This is a genomic window from Lentilactobacillus dabitei, assembly GCF_019061365.1.
Classification (GTDB): domain Bacteria; phylum Bacillota; class Bacilli; order Lactobacillales; family Lactobacillaceae; genus Lentilactobacillus; species Lentilactobacillus dabitei.
This window is the reverse complement of record NZ_JAHPPD010000006.1, coordinates 22936-39584: the sequence shown is the minus strand read 5'-3', so window position 1 is coordinate 39584 and position 16649 is coordinate 22936. Positions and strand designations below refer to the sequence as shown.

General features: G+C 41.8%; 17 protein-coding genes and 1 tRNA gene. 5 read left to right on the top strand and 13 right to left on the bottom strand.

What is annotated here, in order from left to right; all coding sequences use genetic code 11:
- Positions 1 to 205: 205 nt before the first annotated feature.
- From KTE19_RS01815 to KTE19_RS01790, 6 genes are all read right to left on the bottom strand, one after another.
- Positions 206 to 2227, bottom strand: coding sequence for a CDP-glycerol glycerophosphotransferase family protein (locus KTE19_RS01815; protein WP_217163949.1), 2022 nt, complete (start codon positions 2225 to 2227; stop codon positions 206 to 208).
- A 12-nt stretch (positions 2228 to 2239) separates the two neighbouring features.
- On the bottom strand, positions 2240 to 3088 hold the full coding sequence (locus KTE19_RS01810) for a hypothetical protein (protein WP_217341477.1): 849 nt from the start codon (positions 3086 to 3088) through the stop codon (positions 2240 to 2242).
- Between the two features lie 454 nt (positions 3089 to 3542).
- Complete coding sequence (gene tagD, locus KTE19_RS01805; protein WP_008856956.1) at positions 3543 to 3953, bottom strand: glycerol-3-phosphate cytidylyltransferase; 411 nt, start codon at positions 3951 to 3953, stop codon at positions 3543 to 3545.
- A 121-nt stretch (positions 3954 to 4074) separates the two neighbouring features.
- On the bottom strand, positions 4075 to 5184 hold the full coding sequence (locus KTE19_RS01800) for an AI-2E family transporter (RefSeq protein ID WP_430681866.1): 1110 nt from the start codon (positions 5182 to 5184) through the stop codon (positions 4075 to 4077).
- Between the two features lie 265 nt (positions 5185 to 5449).
- Entirely contained in the window at positions 5450 to 6001 is a 552-nt protein-coding gene (gene ntdP / locus KTE19_RS01795) for a nucleoside tri-diphosphate phosphatase (RefSeq protein ID WP_217163953.1), read from the bottom strand.
- A gap of 94 nt (positions 6002 to 6095) precedes the next feature.
- A complete protein-coding gene (locus KTE19_RS01790) occupies positions 6096 to 6896 on the bottom strand; it encodes a RecX family transcriptional regulator (protein WP_217163955.1) in 801 nt (266 codons plus the stop codon).
- A gap of 86 nt (positions 6897 to 6982) precedes the next feature.
- Between KTE19_RS01790 and KTE19_RS01785 the strand changes: the two genes are divergently transcribed.
- Positions 6983 to 7432: a flavodoxin gene (locus KTE19_RS01785; protein ID WP_217341476.1), complete on the top strand. Its 450-nt coding sequence runs from the start codon at positions 6983 to 6985 to the stop codon at positions 7430 to 7432.
- A gap of 39 nt (positions 7433 to 7471) precedes the next feature.
- Here the strand turns inward: KTE19_RS01785 and KTE19_RS01780 are convergent, their stop codons facing one another.
- Entirely contained in the window at positions 7472 to 8416 is a 945-nt protein-coding gene (locus tag KTE19_RS01780) for a YihY/virulence factor BrkB family protein (RefSeq protein WP_217341475.1), read from the bottom strand.
- A gap of 13 nt (positions 8417 to 8429) precedes the next feature.
- Positions 8430 to 9563 carry a non-hydrolyzing UDP-N-acetylglucosamine 2-epimerase gene (gene wecB, locus KTE19_RS01775; protein ID WP_217341474.1) on the bottom strand — a complete coding sequence of 378 codons (1134 nt, stop codon included), beginning with the start codon at positions 9561 to 9563 and terminating at the stop codon, positions 8430 to 8432.
- 300 nt (positions 9564 to 9863) lie between these two features.
- Between wecB and KTE19_RS01770 the strand changes: the two genes are divergently transcribed.
- Genes KTE19_RS01770 through KTE19_RS01760 form a run of 3 tightly spaced genes read left to right on the top strand, consistent with a single transcriptional unit; the run spans position 9864 to position 11416 of the window.
- A complete protein-coding gene (locus KTE19_RS01770) occupies positions 9864 to 10811 on the top strand; it encodes a glycosyltransferase family 2 protein (RefSeq protein ID WP_054748565.1) in 948 nt (315 codons plus the stop codon).
- A gap of 1 nt (position 10812) precedes the next feature.
- Positions 10813 to 11253 carry a GtrA family protein gene (locus tag KTE19_RS01765; RefSeq protein ID WP_217163963.1) on the top strand — a complete coding sequence of 147 codons (441 nt, stop codon included), beginning with the start codon at positions 10813 to 10815 and terminating at the stop codon, positions 11251 to 11253.
- Positions 11254 to 11266: 13 nt separating this feature from the next.
- Complete coding sequence (locus tag KTE19_RS01760) at positions 11267 to 11416, top strand: hypothetical protein (protein WP_217163964.1); 150 nt, start codon at positions 11267 to 11269, stop codon at positions 11414 to 11416.
- Positions 11417 to 11982: 566 nt separating this feature from the next.
- Here KTE19_RS01760 and KTE19_RS01755 read toward each other — a convergent pair.
- From KTE19_RS01755 to KTE19_RS01745, 3 genes are all read right to left on the bottom strand, one after another.
- A tRNA-Arg gene (locus KTE19_RS01755) sits at positions 11983 to 12055 on the bottom strand.
- Between the two features lie 49 nt (positions 12056 to 12104).
- Entirely contained in the window at positions 12105 to 13400 is a 1296-nt protein-coding gene (locus tag KTE19_RS01750) for a DEAD/DEAH box helicase (protein WP_217163604.1), read from the bottom strand.
- 16 nt (positions 13401 to 13416) lie between these two features.
- A complete protein-coding gene (locus tag KTE19_RS01745) occupies positions 13417 to 14418 on the bottom strand; it encodes a Gfo/Idh/MocA family protein (protein WP_217163606.1) in 1002 nt (333 codons plus the stop codon).
- Between the two features lie 123 nt (positions 14419 to 14541).
- Between KTE19_RS01745 and KTE19_RS01740 the strand changes: the two genes are divergently transcribed.
- Positions 14542 to 14889 carry a DUF4828 domain-containing protein gene (locus tag KTE19_RS01740; protein ID WP_217163608.1) on the top strand — a complete coding sequence of 116 codons (348 nt, stop codon included), beginning with the start codon at positions 14542 to 14544 and terminating at the stop codon, positions 14887 to 14889.
- Positions 14890 to 14959: 70 nt separating this feature from the next.
- On the opposite strand, the gene KTE19_RS01735 is transcribed toward KTE19_RS01740, so the two are convergent.
- Both KTE19_RS01735 and KTE19_RS01730 read right to left on the bottom strand, forming a co-directional pair.
- Positions 14960 to 15718 (bottom strand): GH25 family lysozyme, encoded by a 759-nt coding sequence (locus tag KTE19_RS01735; protein WP_217341473.1) that lies wholly within the window; start codon positions 15716 to 15718, stop codon positions 14960 to 14962.
- Positions 15719 to 15749: 31 nt separating this feature from the next.
- Complete coding sequence (locus tag KTE19_RS01730; protein ID WP_217341472.1) at positions 15750 to 16595, bottom strand: MurR/RpiR family transcriptional regulator; 846 nt, start codon at positions 16593 to 16595, stop codon at positions 15750 to 15752.
- Positions 16596 to 16649 lie beyond the last annotated feature (54 nt).

The window sequence follows — 16649 nt, the reverse complement described above, 5'->3', positions numbered from 1 at the left end:
TCCATTTCGTTCAATTCTGGGATCAAAGCAACGATTATCCCAGTCTGTTTTCGATTAAATAGCAAGGATCAACCGTTTATTGCGCGTCGCCGACATAAAGAGTTCCCTTGGCGGCAATCACACTGGCGTACCCTTCTAATTAAATAACGCTCAATTGCTGCTTAATAGCTCGTTCAAGCCCGTCTTGTCTACTCAACACACCCGTCTAGACACTTTCGATTTGGTGCATCACATAATTAACCACTTTCAGTGAACTTAAACCATCGTTAATTGCACAGAAACGATTATAGAAGTTCATGAATTTTTGGTTGGCACTCATATCTGGATGCGCCAAAGCATGATTAATTTCTGCTAACAATTCTTTTGAATTTCCAGCAATCTTACCGGGTAAATCCTTTTCGTAGTTGAGGTAAAATCCGCGAAGTTCCTCCTTATACAAGTGGTAATCGTATGGATAGAATAGGATTGGCCGCTTCAAATAGGCATAATCGAAGAACACCGAAGAGTAATCAGTAATTAATAGGTCTGATACCAAATACAAGTCACTGATGTTTGGATAATTTGAGAAGTCATACACAAAATCAGAATAATTCGAAATGTCTAAAGCGTTCGAAATCAAATAGTGCATTCTCAAAATCAAGACCGTATCATCCCCAAATGATTTACGGAAATCGTCCAAATCAAATGGGAGTTCAAATGTATACTTGCCCTTCTCAGCAAATTGATTGTCTCGATAAGTTGGCGCATACATCACAACCTTTTTGTCCAGCGGGATTCCAAGTTGTTCTTTGATTGCGACAATCTCATCGGGATTTGTATTAATTAATTCATCGTTTCGAGGATACCCAATCTTCAAAATTTGGTTGTTAAAACCAAAGGCCGACCGGAAAATTTGAGTCGAGTAATCGTTAGGTGATACTAAAGCATCCCAACGATTAGCTTCCCTGACAAAATTCTTATGATATTTCGCGGTTGTTGTTCCTGGCATCGAAACATTTTCGATATCCAGCCCCAACTTCTTCAATGGTGTCCCGTGCCAAGTTTGAATATAAGTGACATAGTTTGGCTTCTTGACCCAAGTTGGGAACCGGGCATTACTGATCCAGAATTGAGACTTTTCAAGTATTCGTACCCACTTGTTAGTCCGGCGAACCACGTAAGCAATTCCGTTTTGTTTACAGAATGATTTCTGTGAGCGGTCAATCGACCAGATCATATTTATCCCGGGATAAAGTGTCTTAAACACTTTATAGATTGCATACGGACTGTCACTCACTTGCCGGCCGCCAAAACTTTCAAAAATAATTGTCGTATTTTCGTATGGCGAATGGCCTGATCTAAATAAGAACCGCATTCGGGCAAGATTTAATTTATCTTGAACCATTCGGATGACATCGATGATACCATGGGCCTTGCCACCGGCAGCGCTAATCTTTTGCAGCAAGGATGCACCAAGAAATTCTTTAACCAAAATACCGTTATCAAACCGTTTCTCTAAGGTGATCATCCGGTTACCAGGTAATTGGGCAATGGTGGACTGGCCACTCAGTGATTTCGAAATGATCAATCTTTGAGTAATCTCGTTGCCCTCAAGATTGTATTTGATATACAATTCGCCCACTGAATTCTGAGGAATATCTGTGAGCGGAATCGAGACGGTGAACATCCCTTGGAACATCTTTTTAGAAACCGGATATTCCAATTTGCCGTTATTGGTTTGGTTTCTCAAAATAATCCGTTGGTTCTTAATCTTGATTCCATTAATCTTGTTGTAACCCGTCAACTCCAGGTCAGTATCCGTCAAGTTAACCGAGTTAATCATGAAATCTTCATCAGACTGGTGAGTCCGAATGTTAAACAGTGCCATCCCTTGCGCATCGCTGTTGAATTGATAGTAACTGGTCAGTTCCAACTGGTGACGATCACTCAAATATTCACTTTCAACTTGAATCACATTGGTATGATCGATGCCATTGTTGACCATAAAAATTTGCCATTCAAATTCAGTTTGGTCGGCCATGTCAAAATGAAAGTCCTGGGCATCAATATTAACCCGGACAATATTATGATTGAGAACCTTAGTGATCGGCTTCATGATGGAGGCCAAACTGTTCTTTTCAACAAATAACATATAGGCCTGCTCCAAAGAGCCGGTCACATCCAGTAATTCAAATTCTAAAACTTGAAGTCCCTTTTTTTGATGAACTCCGGAAAGTATCGCTCGCAATTTTATGTCCCCTTAATAGTTAAAGATTCGTTTACCCGGCAAATATTTGGCAGCTTCAACCAGGTGATCAATGTCGACGTATGTTTGTGCATTTTCAAGGTCCATGTTAAGCAGCACTTGATGGTAGAATGCATTGATATCATCGTAACGGCGATAATTCGTGTACGAAACAGCTTTGGTAATTGTTGACACTCCCTGGGCTTCGTAGCTTTTCAACATGTCATCGTCTTTTTGGCCTGGAAGCGCCGTTAACTCAGCTGGCAGCGGAATCACTGATGAATCCGTGAGATCATACGTCGTTTTTTGTGGTTGCAAATAGTTGGTAAATCTAAAGACTAATTGTCCCTTGGCATTCAACAATAAACTTTCATCCAATGAATTATTGGTATACTTTTCAATCCCAAAGAGTTTATCAGCGCTATCATAATTATTAATCTGAACAATGCGGCTGTTTTTATCAAACAAAATTGTATGTAGTCTGGTTGAATCCTCACCAAATAAGGTTTCAGCTACAATATTACCATCGGCCCCCACAAAGCGGGTCACCGGCAACTTACCGGCGTGCGACTCATAACTCTTCAATTGGGTGAGGTCTGGTGTTAAATAATCGTCATTAGTCAACGCAATCCCGTCATGATCTGCATAAATATCAGCCAAATTAATCAACCTGATGTTCTGCGTCTCAGCCGGCAATTTGATCAATTCAAATTCGCGCTTGGCTTGCCAGATTTCATCAAAATTCGTCATTGCAAGTAACACAACAACTTGGTAATTACTGTTGGCCAAGGCCATCAAACGGCTTCGGAACGTTGTCTTTCTGATACCTTGAATTGACCTGACCAAAAAAATTGCTCGTTGCATTTTATCCTCCTAAAAAATAAGTGAGCGGAACAAAGCGGTTAGGGATTGGAAGGTAAGTCTCCTCAGAGAGAAATTCCGGGTCTTGGAATTTTTCTCTGAGGTGCTTACCTGCAGATCCCTGCTTTGTGCAGCTGTCCTAATAAAGTGAGCGCAGGTTAGAAACTGGAACCTAAGTCTCCTTTTTCAGAAGGCCCCGGTCCTGGGACTTTTGTAAAAGGTGCTTAGGTGGAAGTTTTTGCTTTACGGAGCTATCCTAATAAAGTGAGCGGATCCAGGCGGTTAGAAGTCGGAGCGTAAGTCTCCTCGAACGGAAATTCCGGTTTGGGGAATTTTTGTTTGAGGTGCTTACCTGCAGACTTCTGCCTGGAGCAGCTGTCCTAATTACCCTCATAATAAAATGGGGCTGGTACAAAACACATCGTTTTGTTAACAGCCTCGTCATAAGTCATTTAAATTAAGCTTGCCAGTCTTTGGTATCCGTAAGGCCTAAGTCTTCTTTGATCTTTGTGGTTGAGATGCCTTCTGTTCTTGGCAAATAAACAACTTCACAGTAATCCTTTAGGAAGTCAAACTTTCCCTTCCAATCGTCACCCATAACAAAAATGTCAATATCACGATCTTGGACATCGTGAATTTTTTGATCCCAGTTGGTTTCAGGAATCACTTCATCAACATACTTGATTGCTTCCAGGATGTATTTTCGATCTTCGTATGACGTGTATGCTTTCTTACCTTTTTCAGCGTTGAATTCATCTGATGACAAGCAAACGGTGAGGTGGTCACCAAGTGCCTTAGCACGTTTTAATAAACGAACGTGACCCTTGTGAAGCAAATCAAACGTTCCATACGTAATTACTTTTTTCATAAAATCTCCTACTTAATCATTACTCTAATATTAGTCAAACTGAAAATAAACACATCTTAAATAGTAGCATAAACCACGTCAACGTCAATATTTATTAAATATTATTAATCCTTTTGACGGGTCAATCCAACTGATAAATGTTCCACAGATGGACGACAACCACTTTAACGACGGCGTAAAGGGGAATTGCCAAAATCATTCCCATTAAGCCGGCAATATTTCCAGCAGCCAACAAAATAATAATAATTGTGAGTGGATGAATCTCCAACGACTTACCAATAACGTTTGGATAAACCAAGTTACCATCAATTTGTTGGACAATCAAAACCACGATAATGTTGTAGATAACGCCCCAGAAACCGCCATGTGAGAAAGAAACGATCAATGCTGGCGCAATTCCAATGTAGGGTCCCAAATAAGGAATAATATTGCAAATCCCGGCGACTACCCCTAATAACAAAGCATATGGGGTGCCAATGATCAGATACCCGATTGCCGTGAAGGTTCCAACAAACAAACACTCAATCATTTGGCCTGAAATGTACTTGGAAATCGTGTGGCTCATCTCATACAAAAGCGCCATTGTTTGATCCTGATGCTTTTCTGGGAACAGCTTTTTAAGCGTCGGGGCCAGTCGATAGCCGTCTTTTAACATGTAAAACAGCACAACCGGCACAGTAACGGCAATGATCACCACATTAGCCGCAGCGGAAATAATGCCACCGATCCCCGTCGTCAACCCATTAAAAATGGTGTTCACATAACCGCTGATATTCTTGGAAAATTTATCAGTAATTTGGGTGAAATCAATCTGTTTAAGATAAGTTTGAGAATTCATTTGCTTAAAAATTTTTTCAAGCAAGTGCTGACCGTCATTCACCGCCCCAGGAACCTGATTTGCCAATGTAACTAACTGATCTACAATTTTGGGAATAAAGACTGTCGCAATCAAAGCAATAACACCAAGCAGCAGTAAAAAGACTAAAGTCGTTGCCCAGGTCCGAGAAATTCGATGTTTCCCCAGCCTCATTTTAGTAATCAAATTAACAATTGGATTCAGCATATAAAAAAGAATGCCTGCCAATAACAGTGGAATAAAAATTGTCGAGAAGAAAACCCCAATTGGGGAAAAGAAAAAGCTGATTTTGGTGCAAACCCAAATGATGGCCACGACGACCAAAATTTCGGCTGACCAAAACATCAAGGAAGAATTTTTAAGTCGTTCAAGCAAATTATCGACTCCTCACTCATTTTTGTGTGTGAAACCATTGTACCATAGAGTGCTCGGACAAGCGGTAGAAATCAGGATATCAGGTGTTACCGATAGACCCATTAGCCTGGCAAGTGATCCATAGGCTGTTTTCCACTTAGTCAAATACCGTTCCACCTTGGTTACCAGAATCCGCACGAACGTAATTCATCCTGACATCCCCAATCAAAAATGATCACCAGTCAGCCATTGCCAACCAGTGATCATCTACATTCTGAGGTCATCTTCATTTATATTGACGAGACAGTTCCAAATAGCGCTCGTACCAAATGGCAACAAACTCCTTTGAAAAAGGTCCCTTTTCATTATTGATCCAGTCAACTAAAATCCGGACATTGCGCTTTAGAATATGATCAATTTCTGGACCATAATTCCAGCGCTTACTGAATTCCAAATATTCATCCGCATCCAATAACTTGCGTCGACCGTCTGGGAAAACTTTCACGTCCAAGTCGTAGTCAATATATTTGAGTGCTTCCTTATCCAAGACATAAGGAGAGGCCAAGTTACAATAATACGCGATGCCATCATCGCGAATCATCGCCACAACATTGAACCAATAATGTTTGTGAAAATATACCAATGCCGGTTCCCTCGTCACCCAATGACGTCCATCGTCTTCAGTAACCAGAGTATGATTATTACAACCGATTAGTGAATCTTCACCAGTTTTTAATACCATCGTATCTCGCCAAATACGATGCAAGCTTCCATCATGCTTATAGCTTTGAATCGCAATGAAGTCCCCTTCTTTTGGTAGTCTTTGCATCCGTGGCATTTGTGCTACCCACTTTCTGATTTAAGCTATTAGCATCGATTGTTACCAATCCAATTATGATTATATCAGAATAGGGGGTATTTTCCGAATGAAATTAACTTCGAGCCAACTTCTCCAAAGCAATCGTAATATCATCCATGGTAAATCCCTTTCGAAACAGGGCTTGTTTGGTTTTTTGGCTTTGTTCATAATCATCAAATTTTGCGTATTTCTGCCAATACTTTTCCGCAAATCGATCGATTAATTCAGAATCATCACCAACTAATGTATCAGTATCTAGTTGATCCATAATCTGATCCAGATCGCCATACGGGAATCCCCGCCGGATCAATAAATTTTTCGTTTTGTTAATCGCCATCTTGGCAGCGTCTTGGTGGTGAATTTTCAGTTGCTTTTTAGCCACTTCAACGCCGATTCGAAGAACCTCATCTTCCGGGAATTCATGGTCAATTGCCGTTTCAATCGCGTCACTCGCGACCCGTTTTTCCTTTAGATGGCGACGAATCCAATCCGGACCGTTCTTTTCTTCTCTCACAACGGTCCGCACGTAGCTTTCCGCATACTTGGCATCGTTCACCAACCGTTGGTCAATTAGCTGATCAATCACGCGGTCAATGGCATCCGGATCCTCGGAAATCTCGGCCAGCTTCGTTCGGACTTCGTATTCCGTCCGCAGATTATGGGCCAGATAATTCAGCGCCTTGCTATGTAATTTTGACAGATCATCTGCGTGCTTGAATTTCTCAATGAGATCTTTATCGACTTCCATGCCTTTGAACACACGAAATTTGATTAAAACTTCCTCACTCATTGGCAGCGCGTATTGACCATCAACATAAATATTAAAGCGGCCCTCACGTTTTTGAGCTTCAATTTTGGTAATTTTTTCAACCATCGGAATCCCTGCCTTTCGATGTTAAATTCACTTTGCCATTTCAATTTGATATACTAAGGTTAAATTAAAACAAAGGATGACGTGCTATGATTACTGCTCACGTAGTTTATGCAACAATTACCGGAAACAACGAAGACATCGCTGACATTGTGACTGAATATTTCGAAAATAATGGCGTTGACGTTAAAGAAACTGAAATTTCACAAACAGATCCATCCGCATTTGAAAATGTTGATATTTGTGTTGTCTGTCCCTATACCTACGATGAAGGTGCCCTACCCGAAGAAGGCGCGGACTTTTACGACGACCTATCCGACTTAGACTTAAAAGGTAAAATCTATGGGGTGGCCGGTTCGGGTGATACCTTCTACGAAGAATACTACAACACCTCAGTTGACAAATTTGATGAAGCTTTCAAGCAAGCCGGTGCCACCAAGGGATCTGAGAATGTCAAAATCAACTTGGAACCTGACGAAGACGACATCAACAAGCTGGATACCTTTGCCAAAGAATTGATTGCCAAGGTTCAAGCCTAACGACGATTATTCGACTTGACAGTAAGTGACTGCACAAAACTAACCTTTTGTGCGGCCACTTTTTTTGTGCCGTCGATGACGTTTACCACCGCGACGACCAATCCGCCGAGCTTGTTTCATTACCTGTTCAAATGCATCCGGCTGCTCCTGAATATCCCCAAGAAAAATTTGCTGAATTGTGGCGTTTAAAACCCCGCCAAATAACATGATGACCCCTGAAAAGTCCAGCCAGAACATTAAAACAATGAAGGTTCCAATCGTTTTATAGGTATCAATCCGTCGGGCAAAGAATCTCAAATAATAAGTAAACCCTTGGGCCAATAACATTAAGCCAATTGTTGCCACTAAGGCTCCTACCCAAACATAACGAAACTTCACTTTGGCAGTCGGTACGAAATAAAATAGCAGACTCAAGAGAAACCAGGCAACTGCGATGGTAATCGGCCACTTAACCGTTGCAATTAATTGCATGATCCAACCAGGCGTGTGGATGATTGGGTTCAGCCAGTTAAAGATCATTTGGCTAAACGCAAAGAGCAGCATCATCACCATAACAGCCAAGATCAACACCAACATCCAGATAAACGAAATGATCCGGTTGGCAATTGCCGTCTGATTTTCAGCAACGTCGTAAGTTTTATTAATGCTTCGTTGAAATGCCGCAACCGCTCGACTCGCAGACCAAATTGTCACAATCAAACCAACAGATAATTGACTGGCACCCCCGCTTTGTAAGGTGGAGTCAATCACTGGCTCCAACAAGGCGTACACCCGCTCTGGAAAGATCGGCTCTAAATACACCGAAACCTCTTGGATGTGAATATGAAAGAGGTTTAACAAACTGCCGGCCACAAAGAAGATTGGGAAAATCGATAAAAGTGAATAAAACGCCAAAACGGCAGCTGAATCCGATACGTTTCCGGATGAATATCTGCCGATGAGGACTGTGATGAAATTTTTAATTTTTTCATACATTGATTTCATATCAAACCCACTTTTACGATTGTAATTCCTGTTTGGCTTTTAATTCCTGTTTGATAGCGGCTAAAATTCTTACAGACGCTTCACCGTCCCCATAGGGGTTCTTGGCCTCTGCCATTCGTTTATATTCCTTCGGGTCATCCAACAACATGATCATTTGCTTTTTGACTTCGTTCGGATCTGTTCCAACAAGCCGCAAAGTACCGGCCTTGATTCCTTCTGGGCGTTCCGTCGTATCCCGCAACACTAACACTGGCTTGCCAAGTGATGGTGCCTCTTCCTGCACACCCCCTGAATCACTCATAATGAAGTAACTACGGGCAGCCATGTTATGGAAGTCCAAAACATCAAGTGGCGCAATCAAATGAACGGCGTCAACCCCATCAAATGCTTCGTGAGCGGCTTTTTGAACGGTTGGGCTTAAATGGACCGGGTAGACAACTTCAACGCCTGGATGCGTCTGGACGACTTCTCTGATGGCTTTAAACGTCCGCAGCATGGGTTCACCCTGATTTTCTCGCCGATGCATCGTCAACAGGATCATTTTCGAGTTTGACTGAAGTTCATCGAGAACTGAATGCTTGTAATCTGGGGTCACTGTTTGTTTCAAAGCATCGATTGCGGTATTCCCGGTCACAAAGATCTCATTATCGGGATGATTTTCCTTAAGCAAATTATGCCGACTAAGTTCAGTGGGTGCAAAATATAAGTCTGCCAGAACATCGGTCAGCTGTCGATTCATCTCTTCTGGGTATGGCGACAATTTATTCCATGTCCGCAATCCCGCTTCAACGTGACCAATCTTGATCTTATGGTAAAAGGCACTAATGCTGGCGGCAAAAGTCGTTGTGGTGTCGCCATGGACTAAAATGATATCCGGTTGAACTTTGGTGATGATTGCGTCCAGCGCGGTAATGACCCGAGTCGTAATGTCACTCAATGTTTGATTTTGCTTCATGATATTCAGATCGTAATCGGGCTTGATGTGGAAAACGGCCATGACTTGATCCAGCATCTCTCTGTGTTGGGCTGAAACAACGGTAATTGGCTGAAATTCATTTTGGTGCTGTTGCATTAATAAAATAATTGGTGCCATTTTGATTGCTTCAGGACGTGTCCCAAAGATGGTCATAACCTTGATTGGCTTCATTTTTAAACTCCCCTTATTCGACTTTTATTATAACAAATCCGTTTAAATCTTAACATTCGCTTATTTTTTATCAGTTTTGCATATGTTATAATCTGTTGATGTAATATTGAGTATTGATGAAAAAAAGTGGATCACGTTTAAAATTATCTTTACATAAGTCGTTCACTGCTCATCATTTTCGGAGCCGGATTGATTCCAAGCAAATTTAAGCTTACCAACAATCTTACACGAAATCAAAGCTGGCTGTAAATAAGTCCAGCACTTTTAGCATGAAACTAGACATATTTTTGGAGGTTTATTTTGAAGACGATCAGTCTAATTGTCCCTTGTTTTAATGAAGAACCAACCGTTGAACTCTTTTACGATACGACCGAAAAGGTGTTTGCCAAGCTAAACGCAACCCGCGACGAACAGTACAAGCCCGACTATCTGTTCATCAACGATGGGTCAGCCGATGGCACCCTTGATGTTATGCGCAAATTAAATGCCGCCCATCCAGACGAAGTTCATTACATTTCATTCTCCCGTAACTTCGGTAAGGAATCGGCATTTGCAGCCGGACTCAAAAATGCCCACGGTGACTATGTGGCTGTCATGGACGTTGACCTTCAAGATCCACCTGAATTGTTGCTACAGATGGTCGACATCTTAGAAGATCCCAAGCAAGATTATGATGTGGTTGGTTGCGTGCAGACCAGTCGAAAGCAGAATTTCATCAGGGCATTTCTTTCCGCTAGCTTCTACAAAATCATCAACAAAATGTCAAAGGTTGAAATGAAGCAAAATGTCCGTGACTATCGACTCATGAGTCGCAAATATGTCGATGCCGTTCTGGAATTGCCTGAGTACAATCGTTTCAGCAAGGGGATCTTTTCCTGGGTCGGATTTAAAACCAAATACTTAGAATACGAAGGCGTCCCAAGAGCAGCTGGCAAAACATCCTGGTCACTATTCCAACTCTTTGAATATTCGATGGAAGCAATCGTGGACTTTTCAGATGTTCCCTTAAAACTTGCAACAGTTGTTGGTGGCTTTATCAGTTTTCTCTCAATCTTGGGCCTGATTTTTGTTGTGATTCGGGCAATGTTCTTTGGTGGCTCAGTCAATGGTTGGGCATCAATGGTCTCAATTATCCTGCTACTCAGTGGAGTTCAACTGTTCAGTCTGGGAATTCTTGGAACCTACATCGGCAAAATTTACTTAGAAACCAAGCACCGACCAAAATTTGTGATCGCGGAGAAACGTTAACATGATCGAGAAATTCAAATTACTGTATTATAAGTACGAGGAACTGATTGCCTATGCTTTTTGGGGCGTGGCAACCACTGTTATCAACGTTGCGGTCTTTTGGTTCCTTCACCAATTTACCAGTTGGAACTATATCATTAACGCGACAATTGCTTGGATCTTAAGTGTTCTCTTTTCTTACTTAACCAATAAAGCATTCGTCTTCCACTCGCCCTCCAAATCATTAATGGGTGACTTAGTGGAAATGGTCTCGTTTTTCAGCGGTCGTCTGGCAACGTTGTTCTTAGAGTTCTTGATGCTCTGGATTGGGATTACGCTGATGCATCAAAATCAAATTTTGGTTAAGATTATGGAAAACATTATCGTGATCGCAATCAATTATTTCTGGTCCAAATGGCTGGTCTTTCGGAATAGCGAAAATCATAAGTCATCAAGTCAATAAGGTGGTCAACTAAATGAATCAACATATTAACCGACAAATATTACGCAAAAAACGGGAAGAATTTCCAGATGGATATTATACCAGAAATGATGGCTTCAAATTACTGGCCATGGCAGCAATCATGATTGTTATTCTGGTGGTATGTGCCCGAACGTTGATGTGAATTTTATGGATAAACAAATAGAGGCTCAAGGGGATTTTCCGGCTCTTCACCAACAACAGTTGACGAAGAGCCCAAATAACCAACGATGACTGCACACAAAATTGTGGCAAGCAACGCTGGTGAAATGAACTTTGTTAATCTTTTTATACCAGAAATCAAAAGTTTCTACCTACTCAACTTTTATGATGAACGATTTAGATAACTAAAATGATATGATAATACTCAATTAATAATAATTATAGACATAACCGTTAAATTAGCAAGTCGAATAATCGGCTCAAATCCACTGTCAACAGTGTGTTTAAATGCGGCAAGATTTCGAAGAACGCCGTCCTCCAAGGATTTATGGTAACTAAAAGTAAGGGGTTAATCATCAACCAATCCTCTAATGATGACCACCGTTTTATTTACTGATGCGCCTAAACTGAGAGCTACGCCAACTGCTGCCTTCAACCATTTAACGACAAAGGACAACCATTCCAACCTCAAGAATGCTTGTCCTTTGTCGTTAAATTCTGGAATTAACTTGCCTAATTCCAGTTTGCTACGTTTTTGTTACCTATTGATGACCCCACCCGGACTCGAACCGGGATCAACCGCTTAGGAGGCGGGTGCCCTATCCAGTTGTGCTATGGGGCCAAAACAACACGACTTAATTTTCTCATTTTAAGCGTGTTGTGTAAAGACATTATTTTTCAGTGCGCTTATGGTGCATCCCTTTTCGTTTGGAATGCTTATGCTTCTTCTTGCCCGAATGTGATTTAATCGACTGATTGACTTTGTTTTGATTGTTCTTTCTCGACTTCGATTTCGAAGCTTGCGCATCAGTCTTTTCTGAAGATCCATTTTTTTCGTTGGACAATTTGACTGGGTCTTTTGGTCTAGTCGCCGATAATTGATTCCCGTCAAAGTAGATGTTAGTCAATTCATAACCGTCAGTTCGAACCAGCTTCTTCAAATTACGCAGGTCATGATCATCACCCATGTTAATAACCAAACCGGTTTCATGCATCCGACCAGTTCGCCCCACCCGGTGAATGTAAGTCTTCGGGTCTTTGGGGAGATCAAAATTAATAACCGCTGGCAATTTAGGAATATCAATTCCTCGCGCAGCAACATCCGTCGTCAGAAGTAATCGGACCCGTCCGAGGCGAAAATCCTTGAGCGCCTTTTGTCTGCTGGTTTGTCGCTGCTCAGACGTCAACTCCGCTGCCTCTTTGATATGACGATGAGATAAAAAGCCACCGACTTTTTTTAAAGTATCCATTTTATCAAAGAAAACCAACGCCTTGAAGTCCTTCATATGCAAAAAGCGCAGGAGCATCTGTTCCTTCTTGTGGTTGGATACTTCTAACAGTGTATGACTCACTTCACCTCTGGTATCGTCAATATCAGACACATCAAACGTCTCAATCTCTTGGACAAACCAACGATTGAGATGATCCAGCAAGTCACTCCTGGTAGCCGAGAAAAAGCCAAGTGACACCGTCTGTGGTGACAAGTCTACCAGCGACCGAATGGAATCTAACGTATCCTCACTCAATAAATTGTCAGCTTCATCGATCACAATCGCTTTTAATGAATCCAGCTTCAGCTTACCGAGGTCAATTAGGTTCATGATTCGCCCGGTGGTCCCGACGATGACGTTTGGATGAGTTTTCAGCTTATCCATCTGTCGTTTAATATTGGCACCACCGACAATTCCTTCGACATTTAAGCCGATCAATTTCCCCCAGTCACTTAAGACTTGCTGGGTTTGCATCGCCAGTTCAGCAGACGGTTCCACCACCAACAATGACAAACCATCTTCTGGGTGAATATTCTCCAACAATGGAACGGCAAAAGCAACCGTCTTTCCCGATCCAGTAGGTGCCAGCCCGAGGACACTTTTACCATCTTTTAATGGTTGATAAACAGCTTTCTGGATAGCTGTCTGCTCCTTGTAGCCTAATTGTCGTGCGTGTTCTTCAAACTCTCTTATCAAAGCTTTTCTCCGTTCATTATGCTTCTTCACCAACAAAATACAGGTGCGCATCTTGTCGCAGATTAAACATTAGTTTATTCACATACATGCTCAATTGGCGCCAATTCTCATAATCTTCGTGATTCTGTTTGGCCGTTGGATCATTGATCACTCGGGCAAAGTCCTCAGCCTCTGGCAGCATTGGATTCTCATCGATTGTATTGGCGATCACCTGCTTATTATTGTCTTCATCGACATAGGTGACTGATCTTAGTTCACCGGCATCGTCAATTGAAATCAAATCCTTAAGACCATATATTTCAGACGTCATATGAGAATTTGAAACCTTAGAGAAATTGAGGGTAACGCTGTATTCAGGATAAGACAGAATTGCCGTTCCCTTACCGTCAACCCCGGTTCGAATCAGTTGGGGAAAATAGGCCACTTCCTGCGGCATCCCAAACAGGGCAACCGCATCATAGACTGTGTAAACGCCAAGGTCCTGCAAGGCACCACCGGCATATTTCAATGAAAAGACATTTGGTTCTTTTCCGGCCAGAACTTGATCATAACGGGATGAGTATTTTGAATACGTAAACTCCGCTCCCTGAACGGTGTCCAGGTTGGCGAGTTGCGCTTCAATGGCATGAAAGTTCGGGGTATGAATATTTCGAGCTGCTTCAAAATACAACACATCTGGATGGTCGGCCAACATCTCTTGAATTTGAGCCATTTGTTTCTGATTCATAAATGCCGGCTTTTCAACGATCACATTTTTGCCATGCAAAATTGCAAGCTTAGCCTGTTCAAAATGGAGGCTGTTTGGTGAAGCAATATAGACTGTATCAAAAACACCATCATCAAAGAAGGCATCTAAATCCGTAAAGATTTCTGCCGCGCCATTTTTTTCTGCAAATTTTTTTGCAGTATCCTCATGACGTGAATAAACGCTGGTTAGATCATATGATTTGGACAGCTTCACAGCCTCAACAAACTGCTGTGTAATCCAATTAGTTCCAATCGTTCCTAATTTAATCATCTTATCCACCCTTTCTTAATTAGATTGTAACAAGGTTTTAATACAATGAAAACGAATTTCAGCAGGTCTGTTATATTAATCAGTTATAATCTGAGATGAATACAAGCTAGGGGATGGTTTACCATGCGGAAAAGAAGCATTTTTTTATTTTTAATTTCACTGGGGTTTGGTCTGTTTCACACACCAAAAGCATCAAAGAAAGAATTGCCAGCCGTCGATCCACGTTTCTTTGTGGGCAGCTGGTTCTTTAAAGATCGCAGAAATCGAGAGCATGAAATTGTCATTGAGCCAGATTTAAAATTGACAATTGATGGTCAGGACATGTCCGCAAAGGTTTCATCAATGACGAAGTATGAACTGTCATACATTGACAAGTTTGGCTATAAACTAGAAATTCGGGGGAATGAAGCCAGGCCAGTCAAATTCTATGATGAATCAGAAAACTTTACGTACGATTTAACAAACGGTTAAACAAAATTAAAGATATCGCAATTGGCAACCTCAGGATGACCTGGGTTGCCTTTTTTGCTCTCTGCGCACGCTAATTCAGATACCGATGCCACTTCCCTTTTCCACCGTTAAACACAGACATTGGGAGAAAGACAATTTGCTTATCCATTTTAAAATCTTCCTTCTGATTGACTTGAATAAAGGTGGCATCCCCATTTGGTTTCCCTATTTGGGCATCTGTGGGCCAAAATTGACGCTTCCCAGTCGCTTGAACGTGAAGATGGTCAATGATACTTCGGGTCGCTGAAATCACGATTGGGCGCTTATAGTAGGCTCTCAGGCGATCGCTCAAACTGGCCACATCTTTTCGAACTGTTTTCCATTGCAGACTGTTTTCCCCATAGGTGCCGTAATATTGAATCGCAATACAGATCGGCAAACTCCCGGTATTATCCTGAACAGCACGGACAAAGTTTTTGAATTGCGCAGTTGGTGAGCTACTAAAGCTGAAATAGTGGTAGACCCCTACTGGTAACTGGGAGCCCTGACTGCGTTCGAAGTTACTCTGAAAACTGTCATCGGTAAACGTTGCGCCCTGTGTAGCCTTCAAATAAACAAAGCTGATCCCATCACTTTTCAAACTCTCAAAATCAATATAGCCATTGGTTTGGTTGATGGTCACCCCACGAATTGGGTACTTCTCAAGTTCATGCTTTTCATGTGAACGGACAACAAAAAAGCCCAGAGCAATCACAACCACTAATAGAAAAATGCCGAATAGAACCTTTTTTGTCGCCTTGCGTCTTCGGTATGTTTCTGCATATATTTGTTGAATATCTCTACGCTTCATAAAATAGTCATCTCAGTTAACACAGCAAAATTTAGCTGCGAGTACTTTCAATAATATTTTGAACATTTTGAATGGTATCTTCAGTTGCCGGCCCCATTCGAACAGTTGCCATCATAAACAACGTATCGATAATCGTCATTTGGGCGATCAGCGAGTACATCCCTTCGGAGCGGTAATTAGACTCATCACTGGATGAAACGAAAGTAATGTCACTATGGTTGGCAAGCGGTGAATCCTGATAACCGGTAATGCCGATTACAGGGACTTTGCGCTGCTTGAGGGTTTCAGCAATCTTCAATGTTTGCCGGTTCTTGCCGGAATGTGACACAACAATGCCACAGTCATCTTCACCTAATTTTACTGCTTGCATAAGTTGAACGTCAAAGTCTGGATAGTAAAAGCAGTCAATTGAGGTACGCAGGAACTTATGATAACCATCAAGGGCGATCACAGACGAACCACCAAGGCCAAATAAGCCAAGGCGCCGACAGTGGATGATCCTCAATACGGCGCGGGCAAAATCATTTTCATCAATCCGATTGCGGGTATCCCGGATGGCCCGTTGCGAACTGGTAAAAATCTTGTCAGCGATGGTTGAAAGCGAGTCGTTCGCATCAATATCCTTAAAAATTGGTAGGTTCTGGGGACGCAGCTGTGTATAGGCCAACGATAACGTAAATTCACGGAAGTTCCCATAGCCTAACGTTTTAACCAGACGAGAAACCGAAGCCGTCGACGTTTCGGTCTTCGCTGCTAAGTCTTCAATATTTGCTTCAGAGGCTGCCTGTGGATTGTCGATCACATAGCGGGCAATTTTCTTGTTTGTCCGACTTAAATCCTCAAATGATTGTTTTAATAATTGAACTGGCGAGCTCATTTTGATCACCTTTCGTTTCTAGCTGTTCAGCTGATAAATCCATAGTTTTCTATT